Origin of the sequence: Amycolatopsis tolypomycina, from assembly GCF_900105945.1 — a bacterium.
Taxonomy (GTDB): domain Bacteria; phylum Actinomycetota; class Actinomycetes; order Mycobacteriales; family Pseudonocardiaceae; genus Amycolatopsis; species Amycolatopsis tolypomycina.
Map to the genome: position 1 here is coordinate 19708 of NZ_FNSO01000001.1, position 12419 is coordinate 32126.

14 protein-coding genes are annotated in these 12419 nt (G+C 70.9%); 6 read left to right on the forward strand and 8 right to left on the reverse strand.

The features are described 5' to 3' along the window. The first annotated feature begins 13 nt into the window (after positions 1-13). Complete coding sequence (locus BLW76_RS00130; protein WP_091303733.1) at positions 14-751, forward strand: Clp protease N-terminal domain-containing protein; 738 nt, start codon at positions 14-16, stop codon at positions 749-751. Between the two features lie 104 nt (positions 752-855). Here the strand turns inward: BLW76_RS00130 and gndA are convergent, their stop codons facing one another. Together gndA and BLW76_RS00140 are read right to left on the reverse strand one after the other, a co-directional pair. Next, positions 856-2295: an NADP-dependent phosphogluconate dehydrogenase gene (gene gndA / locus BLW76_RS00135; protein WP_091303735.1), complete on the reverse strand. Its 1440-nt coding sequence runs from the start codon at positions 2293-2295 to the stop codon at positions 856-858. Between the two features lie 86 nt (positions 2296-2381). Further along, positions 2382-3302: an MBL fold metallo-hydrolase gene (locus BLW76_RS00140; RefSeq protein ID WP_091303737.1), complete on the reverse strand. Its 921-nt coding sequence runs from the start codon at positions 3300-3302 to the stop codon at positions 2382-2384. Positions 3303-3538: 236 nt separating this feature from the next. Between BLW76_RS00140 and BLW76_RS00145 the strand changes: the two genes are divergently transcribed. The 4 genes from BLW76_RS00145 to BLW76_RS00160 all read left to right on the forward strand — a co-directional run bounded on the left by BLW76_RS00145 (position 3539) and on the right by BLW76_RS00160 (position 6828). After that, complete coding sequence (locus tag BLW76_RS00145; protein WP_091303739.1) at positions 3539-4402, forward strand: helix-turn-helix domain-containing protein; 864 nt, start codon at positions 3539-3541, stop codon at positions 4400-4402. Between the two features lie 149 nt (positions 4403-4551). Further along, positions 4552-5403, forward strand: a complete 852-nt coding sequence (locus BLW76_RS00150; RefSeq protein ID WP_091304049.1) for an SAM-dependent methyltransferase — start codon at positions 4552-4554, stop codon at positions 5401-5403. Then, entirely contained in the window at positions 5375-6223 is an 849-nt protein-coding gene (locus BLW76_RS00155) for an SAM-dependent methyltransferase (protein ID WP_091303741.1), read from the forward strand. Before BLW76_RS00150 ends, BLW76_RS00155 begins: the two co-directional genes overlap by 29 nt. Continuing rightward, positions 6220-6828: a class I SAM-dependent methyltransferase gene (locus BLW76_RS00160; protein WP_091303743.1), complete on the forward strand. Its 609-nt coding sequence runs from the start codon at positions 6220-6222 to the stop codon at positions 6826-6828. Before BLW76_RS00155 ends, BLW76_RS00160 begins: the two co-directional genes overlap by 4 nt. Before the next feature lie 65 nt (positions 6829-6893). On the opposite strand, the gene BLW76_RS00165 is transcribed toward BLW76_RS00160, so the two are convergent. Beyond that, complete coding sequence (locus BLW76_RS00165; protein WP_091303745.1) at positions 6894-7148, reverse strand: hypothetical protein; 255 nt, start codon at positions 7146-7148, stop codon at positions 6894-6896. A gap of 425 nt (positions 7149-7573) precedes the next feature. On the opposite strand from BLW76_RS00165, the gene BLW76_RS00170 reads away from it, so the two are divergent. Next, positions 7574-7828: a DUF397 domain-containing protein gene (locus BLW76_RS00170; protein WP_091303747.1), complete on the forward strand. Its 255-nt coding sequence runs from the start codon at positions 7574-7576 to the stop codon at positions 7826-7828. A gap of 118 nt (positions 7829-7946) precedes the next feature. Here BLW76_RS00170 and BLW76_RS00175 read toward each other — a convergent pair whose 3' ends face one another. The 5 genes from BLW76_RS00175 to BLW76_RS00195 all read right to left on the reverse strand — a co-directional run bounded on the left by BLW76_RS00175 (position 7947) and on the right by BLW76_RS00195 (position 12375). Then, positions 7947-8492: a hypothetical protein gene (locus tag BLW76_RS00175; RefSeq protein WP_091303749.1), complete on the reverse strand. Its 546-nt coding sequence runs from the start codon at positions 8490-8492 to the stop codon at positions 7947-7949. Further along, the gene (locus BLW76_RS00180) at positions 8485-9627 is read right to left on the reverse strand and encodes a hypothetical protein (RefSeq protein ID WP_091303751.1); all 1143 of its coding nucleotides are present in this window, start codon (positions 9625-9627) and stop codon (positions 8485-8487) included. Before BLW76_RS00180 ends, BLW76_RS00175 begins: the two co-directional genes overlap by 8 nt. Positions 9628-9638: 11 nt before the next feature. Further along, positions 9639-10031, reverse strand: coding sequence for a FixH family protein (locus BLW76_RS00185; RefSeq protein WP_091303753.1), 393 nt, complete (start codon positions 10029-10031; stop codon positions 9639-9641). Next, the gene (locus tag BLW76_RS00190; protein ID WP_208613176.1) at positions 10028-11425 is read right to left on the reverse strand and encodes a hypothetical protein; all 1398 of its coding nucleotides are present in this window, start codon (positions 11423-11425) and stop codon (positions 10028-10030) included. The genes BLW76_RS00185 and BLW76_RS00190 overlap by 4 nt, the downstream gene beginning before the upstream one ends. 95 nt (positions 11426-11520) lie before the next feature. After that, complete coding sequence (locus BLW76_RS00195; RefSeq protein ID WP_091303758.1) at positions 11521-12375, reverse strand: alpha/beta fold hydrolase; 855 nt, start codon at positions 12373-12375, stop codon at positions 11521-11523. Positions 12376-12419 lie beyond the last annotated feature (44 nt).

Sequence of the window (12419 nt, forward strand, 5' to 3'; positions counted from 1 at the left end):
CTACAGTTGACGCATGACCTTGCCGACCAACATCAAGCTCGACGACCTCATCAACGCCATCAAGAGCAACAACGAGAAGGACGCCCTCGCGCAGCTGACCGACGCGGTCTACGTGGGCCAGCACCTCGGCGAAGTGGCCGATCACCTGATCGGCCACTTCGTGGACCAGGCCCGCCGGTCCGGGGCGTCGTGGACGGACATCGGCGCCAGCATGGGCGTCACGAAACAGGCCGCCCAGAAGCGGTTCGTGCCGAAGGTCGACGCCAGTGGTGACCCGGGCGGCAACATCGAGCGCGTCTACGGCCGCTACACCGACCGCGCGCGGCACGTCGTCGTCGAGGCCCAGAAGGCGGCCGCCGAGCACGCCAGCCCCGAGATCGACACCGTGCACATCGTGCTGGGCCTGCTGACCGAGCCCGCCGCACTGGCGGCCGGGGCGATCCTGGCCCAGGGCGTGCAGCTCGACGCCGTCCGCGAAGCCGCCGAAGCGCGGCTGCCCGAGCCGGTCGACCCGGTGCCGAACGTGGTGCCGTTCTCCGCCGCCGCCAAGAAGACCCTCGAGCTGACCATGCGCGAAGGCCTGCGGCTGGGGCACAACTACATCGGCACCGAGCACATGCTGCTCGCGCTGCTGGAACAGGGCGAAGGCGCCGGCTTCGAGGTGCTCGACGGCCTGGGCGTCAAGAAGGACAAGGCCGAGGCGAAGATCGTGGAGGTGTTGGAGGAACTCCTCGCCGCACGCGGGCAGTGAGACTCCTGCTGGCCGCCGCGCTGCTCGCGCTGCTCGCGCTGCTGCTGGTGACACTGCTCTGACCCGAGGGGCACTTTTACGTAAAAGTGCCCCTCGGGTCAGAGTCAGGCGTCGGACTCCGGGCGGCCGTCGGCGGCCCAGGCCGTGTGGAACGAACCTTCGCGGTCCACCCGGCGGTAGGTGTGGGCGCCGAAGAAGTCCCGCTGGCCCTGGACCAGCGCGGCCGGCAGCCGGTCGGCGCGGAGGCCGTCGTAGTACGCCAGCGCGGTCGAGAAGCCCGGCGTCGGGATGCCGAGCTTGACCGCCGTCGAGATCACCGAACGCCACGAGTCCTGCGCGTCCTCGACCGCCTTGCGGAAGCCGCCCGACGTCAGCAGCGTCGGCAGCTCCGGCTCGTCGGCGTAGGCCGCGGTGATGTCGTTGAGGAACTTCGCGCGGATGATGCAGCCGCCGCGCCAGATCGAGGCGACCTTGCCGAGGTCGATGTCCCAGCCGTACTCGGTCGCGCCCGCCTGGATCTGGTTGAAGCCCTGCGCGTACGCGACGACCTTCGACGCGTACAGCGCCTGCTCGACGTCGTCGGCGAAGCGCTCCAGCGCCGAACCCGACAGCGGCGCGGCGGACGGACCGCCGAGCCCGCGGGCCGCCGAGCGCAGCGCCTTCGAGCCGGACAGCGAACGCGCGAAGACGGCTTCGGCGATGCCCGAGATCGGGACACCGAGGTCGAGGCCGATCTGCACGGTCCAGCGGCCGGTGCCCTTCTGCTCGGCGGCGTCCTCGACGATGTCGACGAACGGCTTGCCGGACGAGGAGTCGACGTGGGCCAGCACGTCGGCGGTGATCTCGATCAGGTAGGAGTCGAGCCGCCCGGTGTTCCACGTGCGGAACACCTCGGCGATCTCGGCCGGCGCGTAGCCGCCGGCGTGCCGGAGCAGGTCGAACGACTCCGCGATCAGCTGCATGTCGGCGTATTCGATGCCGTTGTGCACCATCTTGACGAAGTGGCCGGCGCCGTCCGCGCCGATGTGCGTGCAGCACGGCTCGCCGTCGACCTTCGCCGAGATGTCCTCGAACAGCGGGCCGAGCGACTCGTACGACTCCTTCGAGCCGCCGGGCATGATGCTCGGGCCGTGCAGCGCGCCCTCCTCGCCGCCGGAGACGCCGCTGCCGACGAAGTGCAGGCCACGCTCGCGCAGCGCCTTCTCACGGCGGCGCGTGTCGGCGAAGTGCGCGTTGCCGGCGTCGATGATCACGTCGCCCTCTTCGAGCAGCGGCGCGAACTCCTCGATGACGGCGTCCGTCGGGCCGCCCGCCTTGACCATGATCACGACCTGCCGGGGCCGCTCCAGCGCGTCGACGAACTCCTGCGCGGAGTACGCCGGGATGAAGTCGCCCTCGTCGCCGAACTGGTCCACCAGCGCGCGGGTCCGCTCCTCGGACCGGTTGTGCAGGGCCACCGTGTGACCGTGCCGGGCCAGGTTGCGGGCCAGGTTGCGGCCCATGACCGCCAGGCCGGTGACCCCGATGCTCGCCTTCTTGCTCATCCGAATCCTTCCGAAGAACTCTCTCGATTCAGACCCTAGTCCGATCGACGCCTCAAGGAAGGCCACGGAGCGACGGCTCACTCAGTTCAGGAGAAGCAGCGGATCGGTCCCTTGTTGAAGGCGAGCATGTCCGTGATCGCCGCCACGAGGTCGATCTGCGCACCCCACTCGGCGCCGTCCAGCTCGGCGTACGCGCGGTGCAGGTTGCCCGGCAGCCGCTCCTGCTCGCTCAGCTCTGCGAAGTCACCCAGGTCGGTCTCCTTCGCCAGCTCCAGCGGCGACAGCCCGGCCGCCTTCCCGCGTTCGGCCGTCTTCTGGACGAAGGCGAGGTATTCGTCCACTTTGTCCACGATGTCGAGTCCGCACGGGCCGCCGTGGCCGGGCAAGATCACTTCGGGAGACAGCTCCCGGACGACGTCGAGGGCTTTCCGCCAGCCCGCCACCGAGCCCATCAGCGCGAACGGGCTGCCGCCGTGGAACACCAGGTCACCGGCGTAGAGCACGCGCTGCGCGGGCAGCCAGACCAGGACGTCGTTGGTCGTGTGGGCCGCGTGACCCGGGTGGATCAGCTGGATCTCGACGTCGCCGGCGTAGAGGGTGAGCCGGTCGTCGAAGACGATCTCGGGCGGCCGGGACCGCAGCTCGCCCCAGTCGCTGCCGACGAAGACGCCCTCGTAGGTCTGGATGCCCTCGGCGGCCATCACCTCGCGCGTCTTGCGGTGGCCGACCACCGCCGCGCCCTCGACCAGGTAGTTGCCGTTGGTGTGGTCGCCGTGGTGGTGGGTGTTCACCAGCGTCGTCACCGGGCTGCCGGTGGCCGACTCGACCGCCGTGAGCAGCGCCTTCGTCCGGCGCTCGGTCGAGCACGTGTCGATCAGGACGGTGTGGTCGCCGGCGTCGACGAACCCGCAGTTGTTGATGTACCAGGAGCCGTCCGGCTGGACGTAGCCGTGGACCTGGTCGGCCAGGCGGGTGACGGCGGCGGCGGAGGGCGAGCGATCGGTCACGGGGCCACTATGCCGCAGAAGGGGCTCCGCCGGTTGGCCGAATAATTCGGAATTTCGCTGGTCCAGGCGAGTGACAACGCAGGTGACTGGCAATCTGCGACGTTTCCTGGAACGCTGCGCGATGTCATCATCGAGATCCGCAAGGTGAAGCACTAACCTGGGTGGGTTCGATAGTTCGCGCGCGACGGCGACCGGGAGGCCGCCGTCGCTTGGTAGTGGTCCGGGAGAGCAGGGCGATGGCCAGCACCGTCACCTCGCGCCGGAAGCAGCTCGGGAACGAGCTCCGGCATGCCCGCACCGCGGCGCGGATGACACAGCAGCAGGTCGCCGAGGTCCTCGGCTGCACCCAGGGCAAGGTCAACAAGATCGAGTCCGGTGCCGTCGGGGTGAAGCTCGGGGATGTGCGATCGATGCTGAACGCGTTCGGGATCAACGGCGAAGAGGCCGACACGCTGATGAACCTGGCGCGGGCCGCCGCCGGGCAGCGCGGCCACTGGTCCGGCTACCGCTCGGTGGTGCCGCACTGGTTCCGCACCTTCACCGACCTGGAACCCGCGGCCGCGGAGATCCTCACCTGGCACGGTGAGCGCATCCCGGGCCCGCTGCAGTCCGAGCACTACATGCTCAAGCAGTTCACCGAATTCGGCGCCACCGACGTGACGTCGCTGGTGCGCAACCGGCTCGACCGCAAGGCGGTGTTCGAGCAGCAGCAGCCGCCGTACTACCGCTTCATCATCAGCGAAGGCGCCCTGCGCCGGGCCCCGGGCGGCTACGCGCCCGCGGTGATGCTCGACCAGGTCGAGCACCTGCTCTCGCTCGAGAAGCACCAGCGCGTCTACGTGCACGTCCTGCCGTTCGGCGCGCGGCTGGCCGCGGTACCCAACGACTTCACGATCATGCGGTTCCCGGACCGCACCCGCGACTTCGTCTACATCGAGCACTCCGCCGGCGGGCTCTACCTCGACGACGTCAAGGACTTCAACATCTTCGTCGACTCGTGGGACAGGCTGCGTGGAGCCGCGCTGGAGCGCCAGGAGACCCGGCAGTTCCTCAAGGAGCTTGCGGAGGGTTACCGCGCCCAGATGCAGCAGATCCAATAGGGCGAACGGCGGCGCTGTGACATTCGGGGCTTCGCCCCGGCCGGGGGCTCCGCCACCCGGACCCCCAAAAGAAGTATGGCTATCCCAGCCGGTGAACAACTTTCGGTAGAGTCGGTCTGTTGCGCTGGATTCCACCGGAAGTGGACATCGTGGACCCCGACTTCCTCCCCGACGCCGTCGACCTCGACCGGCCGAACGTGGCGAGGATCTACGACTGGGCGCTCGGCGGCACCGCGAACTGGGCCATCGACCGGCAGTTCGGCGAGCAGGCCGTGCAGGCGTTCCCGCTCGCCAAGACCCTGGCGCGCGCCAACCGCGACTTCCTCGGCCGGGCCGTCCGCTACTGCCTCGCCGAAGGCATCACCCAGTTCCTCGACCTCGGCTCCGGCATCCCGACCGCCGGCAACGTGCACGAGGTGGCCGACGACCACGTCGACGACAGCCGCTGCGTGTACGTCGACAACGAACCGGTGGCCGTCGCGCACGGGCGGATGCTCCTCGATGAGGCGGGCGATCCCGAACGCCACGCCGTGCTGCACGCCGACCTGCGGGACGCCTGCGAAGTCTGGGAAGCCGCGCTGGCCACCGGCGTGCTCGACCCCGACCGGCCGATCTGCCTGCTGACCGTGGCGGTGCTGCACTTCCTGCCGGACGTCACGGGCGTGCGCGAAGCCATCCGCGACTACCGGACGCTCCTCGCGCCCGGATCGGCGTACGTCCTTTCGCACGCGACGGAATCCGGCGTCGAAGGCGAAGAGCTGGCGCACATCCGGAACCTCGTGAAGCTGTCCGAGCGGTCGAGTTCGCCCGCGGTTTCCCGGTCCCTCGACGAGATCGCCGCGTTCTTCGGTACCTTCGACGTCATCGAGCCCGGGATCGTGCCTGTGGGAGAGTGGCGCCCCGAGCCCGGCGCCGCCACGGTCCCCCTCGCGAGCGTGGTCGGCGGTGTCGGCCGCAAGCCTGGAGGACGCAATGACGACGCAGGACCCCGAAGCCCCTGAAGGCGTGGACCTGGACCGGCCGAACGCCGCCCGCATCTACGACTGGTTCCTCGGCGGCGACGCCAACTGGGCCATCGACCGGCAGTTCGGCGAGCAGGCGGTCAAGACCTTCCCGATGATCAAGACGGTCGCGCGCGCCGGCCGCGACTTCCTCGGCCGCGGCGTCCGCTACCTGGCGCGCAACGGCATCGACCAGTTCCTCGACCTCGGCTCCGGCGTCCCCACGGTCGGCAACGTCCACGAGGTCGCCACGGACGTCAACCCGGACGCCCGGTGCGTGTACGTCGACAACGAGCCGGTCGCGGTGGCCCACTCGCAGATCCTGCTGGAGAAGGAGGGCGTCGCCGGGCGGCACGCGGTGCTGCAGGGCGACCTGCGCGACCCGGCCGACATCTGGAAGCGCGCGCTCGACACCGGCGTCCTCGACCCGAACCGCCCGATCGGCCTCATCATGGTCGGCGTCCTGTACTTCCTCGGCGCCGACGAGCCGGTGGCCCAGACCATCCGGAAGTACCTGTCGCTGCTGCCGTCCGGCTCGTACTTCCTGTCCTCGCACCTCACCGACGACGGCCTGCAGGACATGGCCGACGCGGACAGCCGCGAGACCATCATGAAGCAGTACAACAAGTCGAGCACGCCGCTGACCCTGCGCAGCCGGGCCGAGTTCACGTCGTTCTTCGAGGGGCTCGAGCTGGTCGAGCCGGGCATCGTCTACCTGCCGGAGTGGCACCCGGAGGAGATCGAGTCCAAGGCCACCCGCAAGCTGGCGCACGACCCGTCGTTCGTCGGCCACATCTGCGGCCTCGGCCGCAAGCCGTGACGGCGGCCGCCTACGACGCGGTCGCCGTCCAATACGCGGAGTTCGCCGCCGGGGTCTGGGACAAGCACCCGCTCGAACGGGCGGTGTGGGCGGCGTTCGCGGATTCCGTCCGCGGGCGCGGCCCGGTCGCCGACCTCGGCTGCGGTCCCGGCCACCTCACGGCGCACCTGCGTGCGCTGGGGCTCGACGCGTTCGGCGTCGACCTGTCCCCGGCGATGGTCTCGCTGGCTTCGGCGGCCCACCCGGACCTGCGGTTCGAGGTCGGCTCGATGGCCGCGCTGGACCTGCCGGACGCCTCGCTCGCCGGGATCCTCTCGTGGTACTCGGTGATCCACACGCCCCCGGCGGAGCTGCCCGGGTACTTCGCCGAATTCGCCCGAACGTTGGCCGCGGGCGGTCACGTTCTGTTGGGGTGCTTCGCGTCCCGGGGCGAGCCGCCGGCGTCGTTCGACCACAAGGTGACGACGGCCTACTGCTGGCCGCTGGACGAGCTGGCGGGGATCGCGGCCGCGGCGGGCTTCGCCGAGGTCGGGCGGGTGTACCGGGAACCGGGTGCGGGGGAGCGGCCGCTGCGGCACGGCAGCCTGTTGCTCCGGAAACCGTAGCCACAAAACGGGAAGAGCCCCGGTTCCGCGCGGAAGCCGGGGCTCTTTCGTGGTGGTACGGCAGATCAGGCGCGCGAGCCGATACGGCCGCGCATCAACGGTGTCAGGTCGATCGCGGCTTCCAGCGGGCGGGTGGTGCGGACCCCGTCGGCGTGGCGCCGCAGCGGGAGGTCCTGGTCGGTCGCCCACGTGGTCGTCTTGCGCAGCGGCGCCTGGATCAGGCTGAAGCCGAAGCGGTTCCGCAGCTCGTCCCCGATCCCCCGGCGGCCACGGTGGTCTTCGTCTTCACGGCGGAAGAGCGAGTTCACCCGGACGGCCATTCGTCTACACCCCCAGCTCTGGTCGCGGTGCTTCGGCGTCCCGAACGGAAAACGCTTCCGCACATCCGGTTCGGACCAGCTGGGTCACGGCGGGCGCGCCGGGTGGCGTACCTTCTTCGACGATCACGCTGATCCTCCCCCATGAGGTCCTGCGGCTCGGGTTGGTTCGTTGCGGCGCCGGCTCCCGAAGCAGTTCGGCCCGTGTCGACGACCGCCCGCCGCGAGCAGGCAGCGATTCACCGACACCAGCGCCCCGGCCGATGCGATTAATCCTACTCCTGGAATAATCTTCATGTCGAGGCTGGACCTAGTTGATCACCCGCTTGGCCCTGTGGCTTGCTCCATTGAGACACTGAGTAGCCGGGAGCGGGTGCCTTCGACCAGGTCACGACCGCGCCCCCCATCGACCCTCGGAGGTACGACCCATGGCGGATTATCCGTCGTTCGCGGATTACGATCCGAACACGGCCGTGTCCCTGTTCGAAGAGGCCGCCTGGGAGAAGTCGTTCGCCAGCGAGCCCAACGGTGGTAACTGCGTCGAGGTCAACCTGGGCCGCGACGGTCTGATCGGCGTCCGCGACACCAAGCTCGCCACCAGCCCCGTCTTCGTGTTCGACAGCGCCGAGTGGGAAGCGTTCCTGGTCGCCGTCAAGGCCGGGCAGTTCGACCTGCCCGCCTGAACCCGTCCGCGTTCGGTGTCCGCATCGGAAATGGCGATGGCCTCCTTCCCCGTCTCAGTGGTGAAGGAGGCCATCCCGGCCGTGCGGATACGCGTCGGCGGTGAATGTGAGGGGAATCTCACCCGATTGCCGGAAGCTCCCCACCGCGCAACCGGCTGCGGGTCCGGCGCCACGCCACCACGACGATCGCCACGAGCCCGATCAGTGGCAGCGTGCTGATCGCCCAGCTCACGCCCATCGGCGGTCCGGGCTGTTCGAGCACGGGCAGGGCGCGCAACTCGCCGGTGCCGGACCCGGCGGGGCCGTTGACGGTGAAGCGGAGCGTCCAGTCGCCCGGCCGCGGCATCGAGCGGACGTCCAGGCCCCACACCTCGCGCTTGCGCGGGTGCCGGACCAGCGGCTGCTTCCGGTTCTGCCCGCCTTCCGGGCCGACCATGGTGAGCGTGCCGGACTTGCCCTCGATCCCGCCGTCGGGGATGAAGGTGAAGTCCAGCGACTGCATGGCCTTCAGCGGCCAGGTGCTGAACCCGACGGTCAGCCCGTACGGCCCGGCCTGCACCCGTTCGGTGTGCACGATGTTGACCGGCTCGTAGGCGTTCGCCGTCCCCGCGGTGGTGAACAGCAGCCCGGCTGCGGCAGTCAAGGCCAGGAGTGCTTTACGCATCAGCGGTTTCCCCCTTCTTCGCGGGCGCCAGCAGGCAGAGCATCCCGCCGAACCGCCACCCGGCGAACCCGCCGAGCAGCCCCAGCGCCGCGCTGAGCCCGGCCGTCGTGGCCAGGTACCAGGCCGGCGGCACGTGCGCGCCGGTGTAGAGCAGTGCCTGCTGGATCGGCAGGCTCAGCCCGAGCAGCAGCCCGGCGACCCCGCCGGCGACCACGGACACCCGGCCCGCGCGCCACCCCCGGCGTCGGCCGGCGAAGTACACGAGCTCCATCAGCGCGGCCACCGGCAGCAGGGCCATCGGGGTCAGCGACGGCATCGCCGGGACACCGGAAATCGCGTCCCGCAGCGGCAGGCCGACCATGTCGGCGTACGCCTCGGCGGCCCACGGCGAGAACCACCAGAACACCGCCTGCACGACCGCGACCAGCGCCGCGGTGGCCACCGCCCCGCCCGGACGGCGGACGAACCCGGCGCCGACGGCGACCAGCAGCACCGCCATCATCGACGTCCCGATCGCGACGGCGTCGGCGTAGTCGTCCGGCACCTGCTGCAACCCGAGCGCCAGCACCGGCCCGAAGGTGAGCAGCACGGTCAGCGACGCCAGCGTGCCCAGCCGGCCCCAGCGGTGTTCGCGCGCCGCGGCGAACACCGCCGTCGTGCCGATGAGCGACACCGTGATCGACAGCAGCAGCCCGATGTGCGGCGGTGAGTCGATGACCGCGTCGAAGCCGTAGAGCCCGTGCCACCACTGGTCCCACAGGCCGTAGAGCAGGAACGTCGCCGCGCCCACCCCCGAGACCAGGTAGCCCAGCGGCGCCGCGAACGTCCGGCCGAAGACGTTGACCACCCGCCCGCCGACCCGCGGGTCGACCGGCCGGCCCGCGCGCCGCGCCGCCGTCGTCAGCAGCACGACGGCGAGGCTCGCCAGGCCGACGACCGCGCTGCCCGCGTACAGGAACAGGTGCGGCAGCGTGAAGAACGTGTCCGGCCCGACGTCGTCGTGCCACTGGATGTCCCAGGTCAGCCCGACCAGCGACAGCAGCGAACCGCCGAGCACGACGTTCGCCGGCAGCAACCCCGTCCGCGCCTGTTTCGCCACCGACGTGGTGCGCACGCCGGATGCGGTGAGATCCATGCCCCCTCCTTTTACTTGACCAACACGGGAAAGACGACTTGTGCGGGCCCGCCGGGGCCGCGCAGCGAAACGGTGATTTCCCACTGTCCGGCCATCGGCAGCCCGACGCCGGTGGCGCGGAAGCGGCCGGGCCCGTCGGACGTGGCGGGTACGGCCGGGAACGCGTGGCCCATCTGTGCCATGACCGGGGCGACCGTGACGGTGTCGGGCGCGGGCCCGTCGACTTCGACGGCGAAGGTGTTGCCGCCGATGCGCGGCTGGTCCGCGGCGAACCGGACCGTGTACGGCCCCGAAACCGCTTGCTGCGCGGTGGGTTTCGCGTTCCCGCCACCCCAGAGCAGCCAGGCGGCGACGGCGGCTATGGCCACGACGACCACGGCGATCAGCAGCGTCGGGCGTCTCATCGGCCGGCTCCGCTCGCCGGGACGTCCACCACGGCGGGGACGGTGAGCACGCGGTAGCCGCGCTCGGCCTGCAGCCAGATCCGGTACCGGCCGGGCGCGGCGAAGGTGTAGGTGAAACTGACGTCGGGGCCGTACGCGGCGACGGTCTCGTCGGGACGGCCGGCCTGCCCCGCGACGGGCGGGATCATCGCGTGGACGTGCGCCCACGTCGGCGCCTTCGCGGCGCTTTCCCCGACAGGACCGGCGATCGGCCCGGCGATGATCAGGTGACCGAGCATGCCCAGCCACGGCTGGAGGTCCTGGGCGGGGAAGCGTGCGGTGACGGTGGTCGGCGTCCCCTGGCCGATGGTGAGCTCGACCGGGGTGCCGTCGATCGTCCGCGGTCCGGCGCCGGGCGGTTCCGGTGCGGGTGCGGCCGTGCCGTGCATGTCCACTGTGGACCGCACGAGCTGGACGCCGCCGCCGCGCCGGGCGAGTTCCGCGGCCACCGCGTACGTGCCCGCCTCCGGATCGGGGACGGTGACGCGGTAGTCGCCGGGGCCGACGCGCACCGGGTGCAGGTGGCTCAGCCGTCCCGAGGGCGAGACGAGGACCAGGTGCACGAGCGCGTTGTCGTGGCCGAGCAGGTCGTCGGCCGGGCGGCCGGTGGCGCCGTCGGTGAGCCTGAGCACGAGGTCGTCCGTCCTGGCTTGGACGGCCAGGTTCACCGGCGGCCGCGAGTAATCCACTGTGGACAGCTGGGCGTTCGCGTACGGGTCGGTGACGTTGTCGAAGGTCGGGTCCAGCTGGCTGCCGGGCGCGGGTGGCGGGGGAGTGCTCGCCGACAGCAGCGCGCCGGTGACGGCGACGGCGATCGCGGCGACCACGCCGGCCGCCGGGACGAGCGCGTACGCGGTTCGTCGCGCCCGGATCCCGACGACCATGGCGAGGAGCAGGAACACGCCCGCGGCGACGAACCCGCCGTAGGTCGCCTTTTCCCACGGCGGGACCACCCGCGCGGGCACGAGGAACGGGATCGTGGCTCGTTTTCCGGTGCCGTCGTCCAGCGAGAGTTCCCACGGGCCTGGTTTGTCGACTTGGAGATTTCCCGCGTAGACGCCGGGGGTGGCGCCGAGGACGACGTCGGTGCGTGCGGTGGTGACCCCGTCGGCCGCGACGGCGAGGTGCAGCGTGCCGGGCGCGGTGCCCTGGTGTGTCACGACGTCGACCCGCAGCGGCGACGGTGTGGTGTCGACGCGGCGGATGATCACGGTGAGTTCGCGGGCGCCGAGCGTCTGGGCGACCTGGACGTCGGCGCCGCTCGGTGCGCCGTCGGCGTGCGCGGTCCCGCCGCCGGCCGCGATCCCCAGCACGGCCAGCAGCATCAGCAGTACGGCTTTCGATTTGCTCCCCATCGTGTGCCGAACCTAACCGGGTGGGCCGGTTGGGGGCGTCACGGCGGCGAGGGAATCCCGATCCCCGGTTCGGGGGACCCCGGGCCCGGGGAACCTCAGGGGCCGAGGAACTTCCGCAGGTGGGCGACGACCTCGGCGGGTTGTTCCTCGGGGAGGAAGTGGCCGCATTCGGCGAGGGCTTCGCCGGTGACGTCGGTGGCGTACTCGCGCCAGATGTCGAGCGTCGGGAGCGTGCCGAGCAGGCCATTCGCGCCCCAGAGCGCGAGGACCGGCTGGGTGAGGCGCTTGCCGGCCGCGAAGTCGGCGTCGTCGAGTTCGGCGTCGTCGGGGAAGGAGGCGCGGTAGTCGTCGAAGCCGGCCCGGAGCGCGCCGGGCTGGGAGAAGGCGCGGACGTACTCGGCCTGCGCGTCGGCGTCGAGGGCGTGGCGCTGGTGGGTCCAGCGCTCGAAGAAGTAGCCGAGGTAGCAGGCGATGTTCTGGCCGGTGAGGAGTTCCGGCAGGTCGGGCTGGAGGTGGAAGAGCCAGTGCCAGTACGCCTTGGCGACGCCGGCGTCGAGGCGCTGCCACATCGCGCGGGTCGGGGCGATGTCGAGCACGGCCAGGCGTTCGACCTGGTCCGGGCGGTCGAGGGCCCAGCGGTGGGCGACGCGGCCACCGCGGTCGTGCCCGGCGACGGCGACCTTGGCGAAGCCCAGGTGCTCGGCGAGGGCGGCGACGTCGGCGGCCATCGTGCGCTTGTCGTAGCCGTTCTTCGGTTTGTCCGTGCGGCCGTAGCCGCGCAGGTCGGGGGCGATCACGGTGTGCGTCTCGGCGAGCGGGGCCAGGACGTGGCGCCAGCAGTGCGACGTCTGCGGCCAGCCGTGCAGCAGGAACAGCGGCGGGCCGTCGCCGGCGCGGAGGTAGTGCACGCGGAGACCGTTCACGGTGGCGACATTGTCTAACCGGTTCATGGGGTTAGACGGTAGCAACGCTTCTAACTGCCTTCAAGGGTTAG